The organism is Campylobacter concisus (assembly GCF_015229965.1).
In the GTDB taxonomy this organism is placed as follows: Bacteria; Campylobacterota; Campylobacteria; order Campylobacterales; family Campylobacteraceae; genus Campylobacter_A; species Campylobacter_A concisus_BD.
The window spans coordinates 52,570-71,461 of sequence record NZ_JAAKZB010000003.1; the positions used below are offsets into that span (position 1 = coordinate 52,570).

Here is an 18,892-nt window from a genome sequence, read left to right on the forward strand (position 1 = left end):
TTTATGGGCCACTCTTCTATGCGACGCCCACTTGGGTTTTTAAATTTACGGAGATAATATGAACATTCTCATAATAGGAAGTGGCGGCCGCGAATACGCCATCGCTCTTAAGCTAAAAAGTGAAAAAAACGATATAAATTTATACTTTGCGCCTGGAAATGGTGCGACCTCACGCCTTGGCGAGAATTTAAACATAAAAGACTTTCATGAACTAGCAGATTTTGCCAAAAAAAATAGTATCGAACTAACTATCGTGGGACCTGAAGCGCCTCTTAGCGAAGGCGTGGTGGATATCTTTAAAAAAGAGGGCTTGCTCATCTTTGGACCAAGCAAAGCAGCAGCCAGACTTGAAGCTAGCAAGGCCTATATGAAGGACTTTTTAGCTAGAAATAATATAAAAACTGCAAAATATTTAAATACAAACGATAAAGAAAAAGCATTTAAATTTATTGATACCCTAAGTGCTCCGATGGTCGTAAAGGCTGATGGACTTTGCGCTGGAAAAGGCGTGATCATCGCAAATTCTAAAGAGGAGGCCAAAGAGGCAGTTAGCGATATGCTAAGTGGGGCTAGCTTTGGTGATGCTGGTAAATTTGTGGTGGTTGAGGAGTTCTTAGACGGCTTTGAGCTTAGTTTTTTTGCCATTTGTGACGGCGAAAATTTCGTAAGCTTGCCAGTGGCGCAAGACCATAAACGCCTACTTGATAACGACGAGGGTCCAAATACTGGCGGTATGGGCGCTTATGCTCCAAGTCCGCTTGCTTCAAGTGAGCTAGTAAAAAGGGTCGAAGAAGAGGTGGTAAAACCTACGCTAAAAGGGATGAAAAACGAAGGTAATCCGTTTTGTGGAGTGCTTTTTGTGGGGCTGATGATCGTGAAAAATGAGCCTTATGTGCTTGAGTTTAACGTGAGATTTGGCGATCCTGAGTGCGAGGTCTTGATGCCTTTGATCGATGGAAATTTGAGTGAAATTTTACTAAACGCTGCAAAAGGCGAGCTAAAGCCTATTAGTTTAAAAGATGAATTTGCTGTTGGCGTCGTAATGTCTAGCAAAAACTATCCTTATAAAAGTAGCCCAAAGGCTAAAATTTCAGTATTAAATGATGTAAAAGATGCCCATATAGCTTACGCAGGCGTGAGCAAAGAGGGTGATGAAATTTACGCAGATGGGGGCAGAGTGCTAGTCTGCGTGGCGACTGCAAAGAGCATAAAAGAGGCACGTGATAAGGCCTATGAGCTTTGCGAAAATGTCAAATTTGACGGAGCACACTATAGAAAAGATATCGCGTGGCAGGCTCTAAAATGAGTATGCAGATAGAAGAGAAGCTTCAAAACGAAGAAATTTCACTTGCTCCTTTTGCTAAGAGGATCATGGCGTTTTCTATCGATGAGATCATAGTTTCGTTTCTTTTTATGATCATCTATTGGGAGTCACTTTCTACTAGCACTAACTATGATGATGCTAGAAATTTGGTATTAAATTTATTTTGGCAAGTGGTTGCTTTAAAAGTCATCTATCACACATTTTTTGTTTGGTATTATGGCGCTAGCCTCGGGCAGATGATAACAAAGACGATGTGTATAAATGTAGAAATTTTAGATAAGCCAAATTTAACTCAAAGTCTTGTTAGGGCGGTCTTTAGGATAGTTAGTGAAGCTTGTTTTTATCTTGGCTTTGCTTGGGCACTTTCAAACCCTGCAAGGCAGACGTGGCAAGACAAAATAGCAAAAACAGTGGTGATAAATGCGTAAAATTTTATTTTTAATTCCGGTTTGTGTTTTTAGTTTAAGTGCAGCAGTGCAAGATGTGCAGCTATTGGCTGATGATGTGAAGCAAGATAAAGGCATCGTAACGGCAAACAAAAACGTCGTTGTATATTCGCAAGAGTATCTTGTGACGGCTGATTGTGCTGTTTATGATCAAAACAACTCAGTCATTGAGCTATTTGGCAATGTCAATATGATGAAAGGCAAAGATGAGGTCTCTCGCTCAAACTACGCCAAGCTAAATTTAAAAAACAACAACGCTGCCTTTGAGTCGCTCTTTATGATGAACAAAGACATGGAAGTGTGGATGAGAAGCGATGAGAGCAGCTCTGATAGCGAGTACTACAGAGTAAGAAAGGCGATGGTTTCAAGCTGCAACGTCCAAGACCCTGACTGGAGCATCACCTCAAGCTCAGCCATGCTAAACAAACAGAGTAAATTTTTGCATCTTTTTAACCCAGTCTTTCGCATAGCAAACGTACCAGTCTTTTACCTGCCATACTTTGGCTTCTCAACTGATACTACAAGAAGGACAGGACTTTTGCCACCAGAGCTTGGATATGGCAAGTCAGAGGGCTTTTACTATAAGCAGCCAGTCTATTTTGCTCCTTATAACCAGTGGGATCTGGAGTTTGATCCGCAGATAAGAACAAACAGAGGCGCTGGAATTTACGGTGCTTTTAGATTTACTGATTCGCCTGATTCAAGAGGTGAGATCAGCTTTGGTTCATTTACTGATAAAAATAGCTACCGAGCCAAGCAAAAAAGCGAGACTTCAAACAGAGCTGAGCTAAAAAACAAAACTCACAAAGGTGTCGGGCTAAAATATGAAAGAGATAAACTCATAAAATACCTTAGTGAGGCTGATCTGCAAGAGGGCATGTGGATAGATGCAACCAAGCTAAATGATATAGACTATCTAAATTTAAAGGGCAGAGACGATGACTACGACTCGCTTGTGACCTCTAAATTTAACTACTTCATCGCAAATGACGATCACTACTTTGGTGCCTATGCGAAATACTACATAGATACCGAAAAGATCGGCTCAAAGAACGAAAACAAAGATACGCTTCAAGAGCTTCCATCGCTTCAGTATCATAAATTTACAGATGACATAGTCTTGCCAAATATCTTATACTCGCTCGATCTTCAATCGCACAGATATGATAGAAAGATAGGCGTTAGAGCAACTCAGTATGAATTTACTTTGCCAGCTTCAGTGCATGTGCCACTGTTTGATGATAGCCTAACATTCTCGTTTTACGAGTACCTTTACGCTTCAAGGATAAACTACGAAAACAAGATAAATTCATTTGATGACAAAAGAGAAGATAAACACGCAAATTTTGTAAATAACTACCATAAATTTGCCCTTCACACAGACCTTGCAAAGGCGTATGAGAGCTTTTATCACACTTTAAATTTTGGTGCTGAGTACTTGCTGCCAGGCTATAGAAAAGGAAATTTAGACGATGAGTTTATCTACGATAAAGATCTAAATGAGTATGAAAATTTCTTAGCTCAAGATCAGAGCAAAGAGGAAGTTTCTGGCTATTTGACACAGTATTTCTTTAACGGCAGTGGTAGAAAAGTCGTAAAACATAGCATATCACAAGGTTACTACACAAAAGATGATGAGTATTCAAATTTAAAAAATGCCATCTACCTATATCCGTTTGAGAATTTTAGCGTTTATAACAAGCTTGAGTACTCACACAAAGACAGAGAGCTTAAAAAGGTGCAAAACGGACTTTACTATACGCACGATCTATTTTGGATAAATATGCTCCATACGATGAAAAAGAGCGACAGCAAGGCTAAAAATAGTGCAACAAAAGATAGCTACTTTACCAGCAGTGCTGGTGTGAAGCTCCCGCATCAATATAGCCTAATCGGTGGCTGGCAATACGACCTTGAGAGAAGCTACACAAAGAGCTGGAGAGTTGGCGTGCTTCATCAAAGGAAGTGCTGGAACTACGGGCTAATTTACCAACACGATGTCGAGCCTACAACAACGACAAATGGCTCAGCCTCAACTAAGAAAAGCGGCATCTACTTTACTATAAATTTCTATCCGATGGGCGGCTTGCACTATGACTTTTCACAAAGCAGCACCACTTCATCAAGTAGCAAATAAGATGGCTAGATAAATGACAAGCGTTAAATTTAAAGATCAACTAGATGCAGCTAACAAGCTCATCGAGATCTTGCCAAAAAAAGAGCTAAATGACGCTAAGACGATAGTTCTTTGCATGTCGCTTGAGTCAGTTATCCTGACTGATGTGGTTTGCAGGGGGTTAAATTTAAGCTATGAGATGCTCTTTAGCGAGCCAATCCCTGCGCCAAACAACAGCGAATGCGACGTAGCGATAGTTAGTGAAACTGAGGATATCGTGCTAAACGATCCTCTCATAAAAGCTTTTAACATAAGCTATGACTACATCTACGGCGAAGCGCATAGAAAATATGAAGAGAAAATTTTAAAAAATGTCTATAAATACCGAAAAGGAAATTTGATAGGAGAGCTAAAGGGTAAGAATATTTTACTGATCGACGAGGGGTGTGAGACTGGCATGACGGCACTCATTTGTATAAAGACGCTGCTTGATGTGAAGGTAAAGTCCATCTCATACGCAACGCCGATGATAGCCACTGATGTCTTTGCAAATTTAAATGATATGGTCGATGAAATTTACACGATAAACAAGATCGTTGATTTTATCGATGTGGATTCGTATTACGAGAAAAAGATCGAGGCTACGAGCGAGCGCATCATGTCGATATTAGAAGAGAGCCCTCACTATTTACCGTTACAAAAACAACAAGGAGATAAAAATAATGCAATATAGTATAGAAGTCAATAATCAGGTCGAAATTTTTGACCTTAATAAAGTAGCTAAACAAGCTAGTGGGGCAGTGCTTTTAAGGGTGAAAAACACCGTAGTTTTAGCAACTGTGGCAAGAGAAGATGTGCAAGTTGAAGAGGACTTTTTGCCTCTAACGGTGCAATATATCGAAAAAGCTTACGCAGCTGGCAAAATCCCAGGTGGTTACGTCAAGCGCGAGACCAAGCCAGGCGACTTTGAGACACTAACGGCTCGCATCATTGATAGATCACTTCGCCCACTTTTTCCAAAAGGCTACGCATACCCAACGCAGATCGTTGTCATGGTGCTTTCAGCTGATCCTGAGGTTGATTTGCAAGTTGTGAGCCTAAATGCGGCTTCAGTTGCACTTTACCTTAGCGACATCCCTGTAAATCGCCCAGTTTGTGGTGTAAGAGTTGGCTATATAGATGATAAATTTGTTATAAATCCAAGCAACTCTGAGCTAAAACAAAGCGCGATCGATCTTTATGTTGCTGGCACAAAAGATGAGCTTTTGATGATCGAGATGAGAAGCTTGCCTCAGCAAACTACGCAGCTCATACCGATGGTAGCGATCGAGCCGATGATAGATCCTAGCCTAAGCGATAGCATGGCGCAAAAGCAAGTGATGAATGAATTTAGTGAAGATAAGATGGTTGAGGCGATCGACTTTGCTGGTAAAGCTATACTAAGAGCTAGCAGCGCTTATGAAGAGGCGTTTAAAGAGCATAAAAAAGAAGACGCTGCGCTTGAGCTAAAACCAGAGATAGAAAACGAAAATATCGCTATTTACATCGATAAATTTTATAAAGCAGAGGTTAAAAACGCGATCAATCAAATGGCAAAGAGTGAGCGTGCAAGCGAGCTTGGCAAGATCGCTAAGCAAATTTCAAGCGATGAGGTCGCTCAAAAAGAGGGCTGGGACGAGGCTGTCATCTCAAATGTCCTTGGTAAATATAAAAAGAAAATAGTAAGAGAGCAGATCATAAACGAGGGCGTTAGAGCCGACGGACGCGGACTTGAAGAGGTTAGACCTATTAGCATCGAGACAAATATCCTTCCAAATGCTCACGGCTCATGCCTCTTTACAAGGGGTCAAACTCAGGCGCTAGTTGTCGCCACTCTTGGCACAGATAGCGATGCTCAGATGTATGACATCCTAACTGAAAAAGCTCCTTTAGTTGAGAAATTTATGTTTAACTACAACTTCCCAGGCTTTAGCGTCGGCGAAGCAAGCCCGCTTAAAGCTCCAGGCAGACGTGAGCTTGGACATGGAAATTTAGCCAAACGTGCCCTTGCACCAAGTATCGATCTAGCTTCTCCATATACGATAAGGGTCGTTTCAGAAATTTTAGAGAGTAACGGTTCAAGCTCGATGGCTAGTGTTTGCGGTGGTTCGCTCGCGCTTAGAGCAGCTGGGGTCAATACCCAAAAACTTGTCGCTGGTGTTGCGATGGGTCTTATATTTGAAGGTGAAAAACACGCTGTTTTAACTGATATCATGGGTCTTGAAGACCACGACGGCGATATGGACTTTAAAGTTGCTGGCACAAGTGATGGCATCACAGCGCTTCAGATGGACATCAAGCTTGGAGGCATCAGCCTAGAAGTGCTAAAAGAGGCGCTTTATCAAGCAAAACGTGGCAGAGAGCACATCCTTGCTCTAATGACACAGGCTGATAAAAATATAGAGATAAACGAAGACGTGCTTCCAAAACTTGAGCTATTTAACGTTGATCCAAGCAAGATCGTAGATATCATCGGTCAAGCTGGCAAGACTATAAAAGAGATCATCGAGAAATTTGAAGTTTCGATCGACCTTGATAGAGAAAAAGGCGAGGTTAAAATCGCAGGCGGCGCTAAGAAAAACGTCGATGCGGCAAAAGACTACATCATCTCTATCACTTCAAAAGAGAACTCTCGCTCATTTGGCAAAAAGCCGTTTAAACACGACAAAGACCGTGTAAAACCGACATTTAATATCGGAGATGAGTTTGTTGGAAGCGTAAAAAGCGTGGTTGATTTTGGAGTATTTATCGAGCTAAAAGACGGTGTTGATGGTCTGCTTCACATCTCAAAGATAAAGAGCCCATTAAACGTAGGCGATCAGGTAAAAGTGTGTGTGAGCGAGCAAAAAGGAAACAAAATTTCGCTCTCTTTGGTTGAATAAATTTTTAAAGGATAGATGATGAAATACAAAAAGTTGCTTTTTCCAATAGGAGCAGGGGACGATATCGAGCCAAGAATTTACGGTGCTTTAAAGGTTGCACAATGGTTTAAAGCTCACATGGAGATCCTCACTTGCCAACTAGATCCAAGCGTGGTTTATAATATGAAAATGACGCTTCGTGGCGGAGTGCTTTTTGAGGAATTTTTAAAATCAGCCAAGTCTGAGCTTGCAGTTGAGCACGAAGAGAACGAAAAGCTTTTTAATAAAATTTGCGCCGATCTAGGCATAAAGGTGAGCGATGAGATCATCGAAGATGTCTGCACTGCAAATTTCACGATCCATAATGGAAAAAGAAGTGCCATAGTCGAGCAAGAGAGTAAATTTTGCGATCTAGTCGTAGCTGCAGTGCCACTTGATGGCAAGATCACTGGCACATTTGAGTCAGCTGTTTTAAAAAGCGGCAAAAATGCGATCGTTATCCCTAGAAAGATGCGTGATTTTAAGGCTGATAATATCCTTGTAAGCTGGACAGGAACAACTCAAAGCTCAAGAGCCCTAACTGGAGCGATCGATCTTTTAAAGAGCGCTAAAAAGGTTCAGTGCATCACTTCAAAAGCAAGCCTTGGTGATAACGCCGAGCTAAATCTTAAAAAGCTTGAAGAGTATTTTAAAATTCATGGTATCAGCGCGTCTTTTGAGATCATAGCAACTACAACGATACCTGGCGAGGCACTTTTAAAAGCTGCAAATGATAGAAATGCAGATCTTATCGTAGCCAGCAGATACGGCGAAAACGGGCTAATGGAGATGGTCCTTGGCGGAACATCAAGATTTTTCTTAGAACATACAAATATTCCAGTTTATCTATAATGGATTGCGGCTTGGTCCGCGATCTAATTTAATAAATTCATCTTTTCGTTTTGCAAATTTTAAAATCTTACTCACTCGCCTTAGCAGACTACTAAATTTAGGTTTCGTAAAACTCACCACTAAATTTAGAAGCGTGATATACTCACTCATAAATTTTAAAATTTGATGGAGGCTTTTTTGAATAAAACGCATGCAGTGCGTAGCACTAAAGCATGCCCCTCTAACGTGCGAGGGGATTGTGGGATATAAAGGGAGATAAGGGGACGGATTTACTTCGACTTCGTCTCGTAACTGCGAGCAGACCGTAACTCGAGTCCCCTTGTCTCCCTTTTGATAAATTTATATCGCAGAGCAAATTTTAAAATTCCATTCACTCCTAAGAATTGACTACTAAAATTTGGCTTTGCTTACCGCTTAGCTCAAATTTTAGAGCCGAAATTACTCGCTCATGAAATTTTAAAATTTGCTCGAGCCTCTTTGTTATAAAACGAACGCAGTATGACAGCTTAACCATGCGCTTTGTTCTTGTCACAGACTTAAAAATCTCTAAATTTTAAAGCTATCATTAAGCTTTCATCAAGCGCCTTATTAGCCAAAATTTTGTAAAATCCGCTCATTAAAAAGGATAAAAAATGAGTGAAAATTCTGGCTTTACACACCTACATTTACACACCGAATACTCCCTACTAGACGGAGCAAACAAGATAGAAGAGCTAGCTCACATGCTCCATGACAGAGGCGACACGGCAGCAGCGATCACGGATCACGGCAACATGTTTGGCGCGATTGATTTTTACAAAAAGATGAAAAAGAATGGGATAAAACCGCTAATTGGCATCGAGGCTTACGTGCATAACGGCGAGCAGCTCGACGACAAGAGCACCAAACAGCGCTTTCACCTCATCCTAATCGCCAAAAACGAGACTGGCTACAAAAATTTGATGTATCTTAGCTCCATGAGCTACATCGAGGGCTTTTACTACTATCCTCGTATCAATAAAAAAATCTTAAAAGAGCATAGCGAGGGCCTAGTTTGCAGCTCTGCTTGCTTGCAGGGCGAGGTGAGCTGGCATCTAAATTTAAGCGAGCGTAACGTTAAATTTGGCGCTAAAGGCTACGAGAGGGCAAAAGAGGTCGCGCTTGAGTATAAAGAAATTTTTGGAGATGACTTTTACCTTGAGATCATGCGCCACGGCATCGGCGATCAAAGGCGCATAGACGATGACATTTTGCGTATCGCAAAAGAGACTGGCATCAAGGTCATCGCCACAAACGACACCCACTACACTTTTAAAGAAAGAGCCGCTGCGCACGAGGTTTTCATGTGCATCGCGATGAACAAAACCTTAGATGATCCAAACCGACTTCGTCACAGCGTCCATGAGTTTTTTGTCAAAAGCAAAGAGCAGATGAACGAGCTATTTTTAGACATCCCTGAAGTGATAGAAAACACCCAAGAGATCGTGGATAAGTGCAACCTTGAGATCAAGCTTGGCAACCCAACTCCGCCAAATTTTAAATTTACTCTTGAGTGCGCTAAGGAGAGAAATTTGACCCTCCCAGAGCCAGAAAACAGATATAGCTTCAAAAATGACGCTGTTTTTTTCGAGCATGAGTGTAGAAAGGGTCTTGAAGAGAGGCTGAAATTTGTCCCTGAAAATTTACACGAAGAGTATAGAAAGCGCCTTGAGATAGAGATCGGCATCATCAATAAGATGAATTTCCCAGGATATATGATGATCGTTTGGGACTTCATAAATGAAGCCAAGCGCAGAGGCGTGCCAGTTGGTCCAGGACGTGGCTCCGCAGCTGGTAGCTTGGTCGCTTACTCGCTAAAGATCACCGACCTTGATCCTATCCCATACAACCTGCTTTTTGAGAGATTTCTAAACCCAGAGCGCGTTAGCATGCCAGATATCGACGTGGATTTTTGCCAAAGCAGACGTGGCGAGATCATCGACTACGTCACGCAAAAATACGGCAAATTTAACGTTGCAGGCGTTATTACATTTGGTAAATTGCTTGCAAAAGGTGTCATTAGAGATGTCGCTAGAGTCTGCGACATGCCTTATGCGGAGGCTGATGCGATGGCAAAGCTTATCCCTGATGAGCTTAACATCACGCTAAAAGATGCCTACGAGAAAGAGCCAAAGATAGCTGAGCTAATAAGTCAAAACCCAAAGGCGGCTAAAATTTGGAAATTTGCCCTTGATCTTGAGGGACTAAATAGAAACGCCGGTCAGCACGCAGCAGGCGTTGTCATCTCAAACGAAGAGCTTTGGAACAAAACCCCGCTATTTCGCCAGCCAAACAGCCCAGAAGATCGCTTTGTGACGCAGTATAGTCTAAAATACCTAGAAGACGTTGATTTAATAAAATTTGACTTTCTTGGCCTTAAGACGCTAACGGTTATCGACAATGCGATCAAGCTCGTTAAACAGCGCACTGGTAGGGACATCATCTGGGAGCAGGTCGATAAAAACGATTCTGGCGTTTATAAAATGATACAAAGTGGCCAAGCCATCGGCATCTTCCAGATAGAGGGCGAGGGCATGAGAAAGCTAGGAACTAGCCTGCGCCCAGACTGCTTTGAGGATATCGTCGCGATGCTAGCACTCTACCGCCCAGGACCGATGGAGAGTGGCATGCTTGATGACTTCGTCAAGAGAAAACATGGCGAGGCGGAGATAACATACGCGTTCAAGGAGCTTGAGCCGATCCTTGCGCCAACATACGGCGTCATCGTCTATCAAGAGCAAGTCATGCAGATCGTGCAAGCCATAGGTGGCTTTAGCTTAGGCGGTGCGGACCTTGTGCGCCGTGCGATGGGTAAAAAGATCAAAGAAGAGATGGATAGGCTAAAGGGCGAGTTTGTAAAAGGTGCTGAGGCAAAAGGGCTAAATGGTCAAAAAGCGGACGATCTTTTCGAGCTAATCGTTAAATTTGCAGGATATGGCTTTAACAAGTCTCACTCCGCAGCCTACGCTTATGTCACATTTCAGACGGCTTATCTGAAGGCTTACTATCCGGCTGAATTTATGGCGGCACTTCTAACAAGCGAGGAGAGCAACGTCGATAAGATCGTTCGCTACATCGATGAGATAAAACGCATAAACATCGATACTTTGCCGCCATCTATCAACAAATCAACCAAAGAATTTAGCGTCGTTAAAAATGAGGGTCACGATGGCATTATATTTGGTCTTGGAGCGATTAAGGGCGTTGGTGGAGCAGCAATTGAGAACATCATCGCTGAGCGTGACGCAAAGGGCGAGTTTAAGAGCATGGATGACTTTGTCTCAAGGATCGATCCATTTAAGGTCAATAAAAAGGTCTTTGAAAGCCTCATAAAAGCTGGCTGCTTCGATGAGTTTGGCTTTAGTCGCAAGATGCTTTTACAAAATGTAGAAAATATCGTAGAAGCTTGCAAAAATGCAGCCCAGATACGTAAAAATGCGGCTGAGAGCCTATTTGTCGAAGATGATAGCATGAATGATGTGAAGATAAATTTCGTCACTATAGATGATGAATTTGACATCAAACAGATCTTGAAATTTGAGCAAGAGAGTGTTGGCATCTACCTCTCAGGTCACCCGCTTGATGATTATAAGGACGAGATAAATAAGATCAAATACACGCTAAGCTCCGAGTTTGAAACCTTGCCACAAAGTGCTGAAATTTTGGTAGTTGGCAAGATCGAGGACTTTAGCACGAGGATCACAAAAAGTGGCAAAAAAATGGGCACTATAAATGTGCTGGACTTTCACGGCAACATCGAGATCGCCGTCTTTGAAAGAGAGCTTGGCAACATCGAAGATATCGTAAAAGACGAGGCAAAGCGCGATCTGCCTTATGCATTTAGGATAAATATCTCGCGCGACGATCAGTTTGTAAGGACAAATTTAAACGAGGTTTATAGCCTAGAAGATGCACAAAATTTAGACTTTAAGACAAGAAAACTAAAGCAAAACTCTAAATTTAGCAAAAACGAAGAGGCGAGCGCCCCTCAAAAGATAAGAGAGTATGCCGAACTAGAGGTGCTTTTAAGCCTTAGCGAGCTTAGCAGGCAAAAGCTGGAGCAAATTTATTCGCTAGTTTTTAGCAAAAATGCGCCAAATAATCAAAAACGGCTAATTTTGAAGATAAAAAATGAAGCAACTGGCGAAATTTTCATCTATAAGACCGAGTTTATCATAAGCGACGATGTAGGCGAAGAGATAGAAAAGCTCGCCGCTTCAGCGTAAATTTAAGGACAAGAAATGTTTGATATTTTTAGAAAAAAGAGCTATTTTTTAGATGAGCTTGGCATAGATAAAAGTAACTGGAGTGAGCTTTTTAGCGCTTGCCTTGGCAGAGCGATGCTCCTTCAAAAACGGCTTTTTAAGCAAGTGGTTGAGGCTAGCAAGTGGCAAGCCGACTTTGAAAGTGGCAAAATTTGCTTTGACAAGCAGGAGTTTGATATGCAGTTTATCGGCTCTGAGAGCTTTTCGTCTAACACTTGGCTTTGGGGCTATGAAAATATCAATGGCTTTGATGAGCGCTTGCTTAGCCTTGCAAATAGAGCGCGTGAGTTTGGCGAGAAATTTGGGCTTGAAGCGTTTAGCACGGCGCAGTTTGAGCTGGACGAAAATATAAATGGTCATACGCTCAGTATGGTTGCTTGCGTGGCGCTTGGCGAGGAGCTAAGCTATTATAAGATTGATTACGACGGAGGCGCTGCGTACGTTGCATTTAGGGCGGAGACTATCTTTAAAGAGCCAGTTTTTGCAAGCGAAGTAGTAAGCGTAGTAAATGAGTGCATAAGCGCCTATGAGCTTGATCACAGGCTTTTTACAAAAGGACTTTTGCTGGGCAGCGAGATAAAATTTAGCGAAAATAAGGATGAGATAGTAGCTAAGTTTAAAGATGAACTTAGCTTTAAATTTGATGATCTTAATAGGCTCGTAAATATTTCAGGTGCGATTTAGCAATAATTCAGCTATATTTTTAAGCCTAAATTCATAAAGCAAGTTTGAAATTTTATCTGCTGAGTTTAAATTTAGTCCAAGATCGTTTGCTAACATTTTGTAATAAATTTGAGGATTTTGGTTTAGATCAATAGGCGGCGACTTGGAGCTTTTAGAAAGCTTTTTGGCTCCGTTTAAAAGTAACTTGTGGTGGATAAATTTAGCATTTAAAAAGCTAAAATTTAGCCTTTTTGCAAGGTATCTTTGAGCTAGCGTGCAAGGCAGCAAGTCCTCGCCTCTAACCACTAAATTTACTCCCATATCTTCATCGTCAATGACGCTTGCAAAGTTATAAGCTGGAGTAAAATCCTTTTTATAAATGACAAAATCGCCCATCTGCGCTGCCACTTGCCTGCCAAGCTCGTCATTTTCATCAACACTTAGTCTGATAGCGGTTTTATCTTTTATAAATTTTAACTTTTTATCTTTGCAAATTTTAGTGTAAATGCCGTTTTCATAGGCATCTTTCGTGGCTCTTGTGCACTCACAAATGTAAATTTCATCTAGCTTTTCAAGTGCGTTTTCATATCTTTTAGCTCTTGTTTTAAAGCTAAAATTACGCTCAAAGTCACTAACGCCTGTGGCACCTTTGTCGTAATCTAGCCCCAGAAATTCTAACACGTCAAAGATATTTTGAACAAATTCGCGCCGGTACCTGCCAAGGTCATAATCATCAATCCTTAGGTGCAAAACGCCACCCAGTGAGCGCGTCAGAAGATAAGTCAGGATAAAGTTGTAGGCGTTGCCAGCGTGCAGGTAGCCGCTTGGCGTCGGAGCTATGCGAGAGACTATGCCACCAGATGGTGGCAAATAGTCATTAATCCCTTGGTCTAGCCTCATTTACTCTTAAAGTGCGTCCGCCAAGTTCTTTTTCATTTAGTGCGTCGATCGCCTTTTGGCCCTCGTTCGCGTCGTCCATCTCAACAAAGCCAAAGCCCTTTGAGCGGTCTGTCTCTCTATCTTTTACGATTTTTGCGCGCCTTACTTCACCAAATTGTGCAAAAGCTTCCTTCAACTCTGCCTCTGTCGTTCTATACGACAAATTTCCTACATAAATGTTCACAGGATTATTCCTTAAAAAAATTATCGATCTGATCGATTAGAGAAATAATAGCTTATTTCCGTCAAAAAGATGTAAAAATCAAAAAAAATATTACAAATTTTTAAAAAATATCCTTAAATGCAACAAATTGCAACAATACGGCATTATAATATCTATCATTAAACAAAATTTATCCTTAAGTTTAAGTAGAATAATTAAATAAAAAATTACAATTTTTTTATAAACTATTTATAAAGTAAATCATTTTTTACTTTAAGATAAGCCTCTTCGCCAAGCAAATTTTTCACTATAAAAAGTGCAAATTCCATAGAAAAAGCAGGTCCCTTGCCAGTGATGATGTTTTGATCTTTTAGCACGTTTTTATCGCTCACGTAGCCTCTTTTGTCGCTTCTTACATTTTCTTCAAAGCCAGGATAGCAGACAAAATGCTCTTTTAGCACACGAGCTCGCTCAAGCACCATAGGAGCGGCACAAATGGCACAAATTAGCTTACCTTTTTTATCAAATTCTTGCAAAATTTCTCTTAGTTTGGCGTCATTTGCGAGATTTTCTGCGCCAGGCAGGCCTCCTGGAAGCACGATCGCATCATAGTCTAGCTCCTCCACTTCACGAAGTGTGACATCAGCTTTTACATTTATATTGTGAGCACCTCTGATCTGCGCGTCCTTCAAGCTAGCGATAGATGCTATCGCGCCTGCTCTGCGTAAAACATCGACGGAGGTTAGCGCCTCGATCTCCTCAAAACCATCAGCTAAGATTACGGCTACCTTTTTCATAAAATCGTCCTTTCTCGTGTTATCTGTTTGTTAGGATAAATTTTATATAATCAAAACTTATTTCACAAGAAAGGACAGAGCATGCAAGTAAAAATTATTTACTGCAACTCTTGAAACTATCGTCCGGTAGCTTCTCGTGTAGAAGATGAAATAAAAGCGAACTTTAGTGATGCAAGAGTCGAGTTGGTTGTAGGTGATGGTGGAAATTTCATCGTCGAGGTTGATGGAAACGTTATCTTTTCTAAAAAAGATCGCATCGGAAACGATGAGTCAAGGTTCCCACACGGCGAAGAGATCACAACGCTTATAAACAAATATCTCAAAGAAAAGTCGGCTTAATGCTAACTAGCGGGGCAGGCAACTGCCTCGTTCTATTTTTTGCCTAAATCCCACTCTCTTTTCTTAGTAAATTTATCTCATCTATTACCATTTGTGGCTTTAGATCTTTCATACAAGCGTGCGTTTTTAGTGGGCAAACTCGCTTCATACAGGGCATGCAAGCTAAATTTAGATGCACTATCTTTGCAAATTTATTGTCCCAGGGCGAGGTTTCGCTAAATTTTGTCGGTCCAAAAAGAGCGATCGTTGGCACATGAAAGGCTGCAGCTACGTGCATAGGGCCGCTATCGTTTGTGACGAAAACGCCATTTTTACTAAGCCCAGCTATGCGCTCACAAAGCTCTTTGACGCTTGTTTTGCCAGCTAAATTTTGGCAAGCTACGCCATTTTCTTTTAAAATTTGCTCTATTTTTTCACAAATTTCTTGCTCGCCTTTGCCGCCAAAGATGACAATCTCAAACTCATCTTTAAAATTTAAAGCCACCTGAGCAAAATACTCTGGGTACCATCTTTTCGCACTTCCGTAGCTCGCACCTGGATTTAGTGCTAGTGTTTTTTTAGCTGAAATTTGAGGTGTAAAATGTAGCTTTAGCTGAGTAGAAATTTCGCTTAGGCCTAGGGCATTTTTTACAAAATTTGCATATTTTAGCACCTGATGAAGGACGGTTTTGCTCTTTTTAAAGATGGCTTTTTTCTTAGCGTTTATAAAAAATAGCAAAAATTTACTAGCAAACGAGCTTCTAAAGCTAAGCGCTATATCAAATTTACCAAGACTTTTAGCACTTTTAGCAAGAGATAAAAATCTAAATTTAGCCTTTTTGCTCTCATCAACGACCACTTTTTCGCAGTTTGGATGGCTTTTGTAAAGCTCGCAAGCTACAAATGAGCCAAAAAAAACGATTTGCAAATTCTTTTCATTTTGCACTAAATTTTCAATCGCAGCGCTTGCCATAACGCTATCGCCTAGCCAGGTTGGAAGCTCTATAAAAACTCTCATTTTAAGGCATCTTTTATAACATCAAGCGTAAGAGCGGCATTTTTTTCGATGCTAAAATTTAAAGAAAGCTCGTAAGCCTTCTCTTGTAGGCTCGCTAAAAGCTTATGGTTTGTGAGAATTTCATCTATAAACTCCAGCGCGCTCTCATCATTTGGGCTTTGAAGCACAAATTTATCTTCTAAAATCTCGCTAGCGCCATTTTGAGCCGTCGTAAAGACCACGTTTTTAAAGCTAAGCGCCTCTAGCACGACATTTGAAAATGGCTCATAGTGCGTTGGAAAGATAAAAATATCGCTCGCCTCATAAAATTTCGCCGTGCTCTTTTGCTCGCCGACAAAGTAGGCGTTTAGCCCAAGTTTTTTGGCGAGGCGTTTGTAGCTTGAGATGTTTTTGTCTTTGCCGACAATGAGCGTATTTACGGGCGTTTTTAGCTTTGAAGCAAGGAGTAAAAACTCTTTTAGCCCCTTTCTTTTAAAGCCATTTCCCACGAAAAGCAGGGTCGCAAGCTCAAATTTAAGTCCAAATTCCTCACAAAGCGTGAGCTTTGCCTCAGCTTTTTGCACCCTTTGGGGTAAATTTACGCCGTTATAAATAGTCGTGATCTTTTCAGGCTCTATGCCGTAAGTCGCGATGATCTGCTCTTTGATGAAATTTGAGTTTGTGATGATCTTTTGGGAGTTTTTAAAGCACTTTTTCTCTAAGTATGGATAGACGAAATTTAGGGGGTTTAGCCACCAAAAGCTCTTTGTCGCCCTATAAACCTTATGCACTCCGTCTCCAGCCCTGTAGATATCGGCGCAGCTTACTCGCTCTAGGCTAAAATAAAACTCGTCCTCTTTTTTTTGGCGTTTTACTTGGCGGTTAAAATTTAGAGCTTTTTTCCAAGAAGATATGCCAGCATCTCCAAGATATGAGCGAATTTCTGTTTGGATACCAAGCTCATTTATAGCCTTAACAAGCCTTCTTAAGTATCTTTCAGCACCTCCAACTGCGTTTGGATTAGTTCTTAAAAATACTATTTTTTTCATCTATAACTCCTAAAGCCAGTGCCCAGATAAGTAGCATTAATAATTATTAATAAGGCATTTGATTTTTATTTTAAGGGATTTATTTTATCAAAAACAAATAGTAAAATGCTTAAAAATAAAATTAAAAAAATTTTAGCTATAATGCCCTAAAAATCGCTAATTTAAGCGATATTGAAGCTAGGAAAAATAATGATAAACATACTTGAGCTTGAAAGCTCTTTGGGATTTGGTGGGCAAGAGCACCGCACGCAGCGCGTGATAAACGGACTAGATAAGAGCAAATTTAAGGTTTTTTATGGGTTAAATCCTGGTTCAAAAAGCCTTGAAAAGCAGATAGAGTGCGAATTTGTCGAGTTTAACCTCAAAAAGTCTTTTAATATCTTTGAAATTTTAAAAATTTGCAAATTTGTAAAGCAAAATAATATAAAAATCATCTCAACTCACTCGGGTAAAGATGGCACCATAGGCGCTATCGTGGGCAAAATTTGTGGCGTTAGCGTGGTTCGTACTAGGCATTTGCAGCTGCCTATAAGCTCTCCCATACCTTACAACCTAAGCACCAAAGTAGTTGGCGTTTGCAACTCAGTTTGCGCTGATCTTATCAAAAGAGGTGTGAAAAAAGAGAAGGTGCTAAAAATTTATACAGGCATCGACACGCAAAAATACACGTCAGAATTTAAGATAAATATGAAAAAAGAATTTGGGCTAAGTGACGATGTGGTGGGCATTTGCATCGTTGCAGTGCTAAGAGCTGCTAAAAATCATAAGCTTTTAATCGATGCATTTAGCGAGCTAAATTTAGAAAAATCAGCCCTTTTTATCGTTGGCGACGGTCCTCAAAATAAAAATTTACACGAGTATATAAAAGATAAGAAAAATATCTTCATGCTTGGCAACAGAACCGACGTGAGCGACTTTTTAGGCTCACTTGATATTTGCGTGTTACCTTCAGACATGGAGGCTATCGGTGGGGCGCTACTTGAGGCATCTTCGTGTAAGCTAGCTACCATCGGAAGCGATGTGGGCGGCCTTGGTGAGGCAGTGAGTAATGGCAAAAGCGGATTTTTATTTGAAAATGGCAACAAAGAGGAGCTAAAAAAGGTGCTTGAAAGGCTCATTTTGGATGAAAATTTAAGAAAGCAGATGGGTGAATTTGGCAGAGAGTACGTCAAAGAGACATTTAGCATTGAAAAAATGATAGAAAACACACAAAATTTATATATGGAGCTTGTAAAATGAGCGTACCAGTTTTGATGTATCACCATGTGCTTGAAAAGAGTGGATTTATCGCTAGTAGCGTGGATGAGTTTAGATCGCACATGAAATTTCTAGCCGAAAATGGTTATAAAACGCTAAGCATAAATGAATTTATCGCATACAAAAAGGGTGAGCTTGAGGTGCCTAAAAAGAGCGTTTGCATAACATTTGACGATGGCTGGATGGATAACTACATCTATGCCTATCCTATCGTGAAAGAATTTGGACTAAAAGCAAATATATTTATAATAACTGGCTGGATAGAGGCAGCACAAAAGGCCCATGAGATGAGGCCTGCTAGTTTTTTAAACGTCGATCACAACGAGTGCAAGAGGCTTGCTCCAAGTAGGCCGCAAGATGTGATCTTAAATTTAGAGCAGATCGAGAAGATGAAGGACTGCTTTTGTTTTCATTCGCATACGCACGGGCATTTTGATGGATATTTTGGACGGCTTAGCTTGGATGAGGAATTTGGTCTTTGCCGTGAGTTTATGAAGAAAAATTTTGGCTTTGAAGATGAGTCGCTTTGCTGGCCAAGAGGCAAATATAATGACGAGTATCTAAGTGCTGCTAAAAAGCATGGCTACAAGGCATTTTTCACGACAAAACGCGGCATAAACAAGGCCGATGGTAACTTAGAGGAGATAAAACGCATAGTGACAAAGCGCGACGAAAAGTGGCTTAAAAAGACTATGTTTATCTATCAAAATGACTTTTTGGGATCTATTTATGCTTTTCTTAGGAGTTAG

At 40.8% G+C, this 18,892-nt stretch carries 16 protein-coding genes; 11 read left to right on the top strand and 5 right to left on the bottom strand.

The window, feature by feature from the left end:
• Positions 1-58 precede the first annotated feature (58 nt).
• The 8 genes from purD (at position 59) to G6W43_RS02320 (ending at position 12,644) form a co-directional block, all read left to right on the top strand.
• On the top strand, positions 59-1,306 hold the full coding sequence (gene purD, locus G6W43_RS02285; protein WP_194169045.1) for a phosphoribosylamine--glycine ligase: 1,248 nt from the start codon (positions 59-61) through the stop codon (positions 1,304-1,306).
• Positions 1,303-1,752, top strand: a complete 450-nt coding sequence (locus G6W43_RS02290; protein WP_194169082.1) for an RDD family protein — start codon at positions 1,303-1,305, stop codon at positions 1,750-1,752. The genes purD and G6W43_RS02290 overlap by 4 nt, the downstream gene beginning before the upstream one ends.
• Positions 1,745-3,907, top strand: coding sequence for an LPS-assembly protein LptD (locus tag G6W43_RS02295; protein ID WP_194169046.1), 2,163 nt, complete (start codon positions 1,745-1,747; stop codon positions 3,905-3,907). The genes G6W43_RS02290 and G6W43_RS02295 overlap by 8 nt, the downstream gene beginning before the upstream one ends.
• A gap of 13 nt (positions 3,908-3,920) precedes the next feature.
• Positions 3,921-4,619 carry a sodium:proton antiporter gene (locus G6W43_RS02300; protein ID WP_103570193.1) on the top strand — a complete coding sequence of 233 codons (699 nt, stop codon included), beginning with the start codon at positions 3,921-3,923 and terminating at the stop codon, positions 4,617-4,619.
• On the top strand, positions 4,609-6,807 hold the full coding sequence (locus G6W43_RS02305) for a polyribonucleotide nucleotidyltransferase (RefSeq protein ID WP_194169047.1): 2,199 nt from the start codon (positions 4,609-4,611) through the stop codon (positions 6,805-6,807). Before G6W43_RS02300 ends, G6W43_RS02305 begins: the two co-directional genes overlap by 11 nt.
• Positions 6,808-6,825: 18 nt before the next feature.
• Entirely contained in the window at positions 6,826-7,677 is an 852-nt protein-coding gene (locus G6W43_RS02310) for a universal stress protein (RefSeq protein WP_149720532.1), read from the top strand.
• A gap of 632 nt (positions 7,678-8,309) precedes the next feature.
• Complete coding sequence (gene dnaE / locus G6W43_RS02315; RefSeq protein ID WP_194169048.1) at positions 8,310-11,921, top strand: DNA polymerase III subunit alpha; 3,612 nt, start codon at positions 8,310-8,312, stop codon at positions 11,919-11,921.
• 15 nt (positions 11,922-11,936) lie between these two features.
• A complete protein-coding gene (locus G6W43_RS02320; protein ID WP_194169049.1) occupies positions 11,937-12,644 on the top strand; it encodes a DUF6882 domain-containing protein in 708 nt (235 codons plus the stop codon).
• On the opposite strand, the gene G6W43_RS02325 is transcribed toward G6W43_RS02320, so the two are convergent.
• The 3 genes from G6W43_RS02325 to G6W43_RS02335 all read right to left on the bottom strand — a co-directional run bounded on the left by G6W43_RS02325 (position 12,630) and on the right by G6W43_RS02335 (position 14,522).
• The gene (locus G6W43_RS02325; protein WP_149702955.1) at positions 12,630-13,523 is read right to left on the bottom strand and encodes a glutamate--tRNA ligase family protein; all 894 of its coding nucleotides are present in this window, start codon (positions 13,521-13,523) and stop codon (positions 12,630-12,632) included. The two genes, G6W43_RS02320 and G6W43_RS02325, sit on opposite strands and share 15 nt — an antisense overlap.
• Entirely contained in the window at positions 13,501-13,746 is a 246-nt protein-coding gene (locus G6W43_RS02330) for an RNA recognition motif domain-containing protein (protein WP_009294719.1), read from the bottom strand. The genes G6W43_RS02325 and G6W43_RS02330 overlap by 23 nt, the downstream gene beginning before the upstream one ends.
• Positions 13,747-13,970: 224 nt before the next feature.
• On the bottom strand, positions 13,971-14,522 hold the full coding sequence (locus G6W43_RS02335) for a DJ-1 family glyoxalase III (protein ID WP_002939714.1): 552 nt from the start codon (positions 14,520-14,522) through the stop codon (positions 13,971-13,973).
• Positions 14,523-14,603: 81 nt separating this feature from the next.
• On the opposite strand from G6W43_RS02335, the gene G6W43_RS10740 reads away from it, so the two are divergent.
• Positions 14,604-14,861 (top strand): SelT/SelW/SelH family (seleno)protein, encoded by a 258-nt coding sequence (locus tag G6W43_RS10740; protein WP_257639680.1) that lies wholly within the window; start codon positions 14,604-14,606, stop codon positions 14,859-14,861.
• Positions 14,862-14,904: 43 nt separating this feature from the next.
• Here the strand turns inward: G6W43_RS10740 and waaF are convergent, their stop codons facing one another.
• Both waaF and G6W43_RS02350 read right to left on the bottom strand, forming a co-directional pair.
• Positions 14,905-15,858, bottom strand: coding sequence for a lipopolysaccharide heptosyltransferase II (gene waaF, locus G6W43_RS02345; RefSeq protein WP_194169050.1), 954 nt, complete (start codon positions 15,856-15,858; stop codon positions 14,905-14,907).
• Entirely contained in the window at positions 15,855-16,886 is a 1,032-nt protein-coding gene (locus tag G6W43_RS02350) for a glycosyltransferase family 4 protein (protein ID WP_194169051.1), read from the bottom strand. The genes waaF and G6W43_RS02350 overlap by 4 nt, the downstream gene beginning before the upstream one ends.
• 189 nt (positions 16,887-17,075) lie before the next feature.
• Here G6W43_RS02350 and G6W43_RS02355 point away from each other — a divergent pair, with 189 nt between their 5' ends.
• Both G6W43_RS02355 and G6W43_RS02360 read left to right on the top strand, forming a co-directional pair.
• Entirely contained in the window at positions 17,076-18,125 is a 1,050-nt protein-coding gene (locus tag G6W43_RS02355; protein ID WP_103575622.1) for a glycosyltransferase family 4 protein, read from the top strand.
• Positions 18,122-18,892, top strand: a complete 771-nt coding sequence (locus G6W43_RS02360) for a polysaccharide deacetylase family protein (protein ID WP_194169052.1) — start codon at positions 18,122-18,124, stop codon at positions 18,890-18,892. Before G6W43_RS02355 ends, G6W43_RS02360 begins: the two co-directional genes overlap by 4 nt.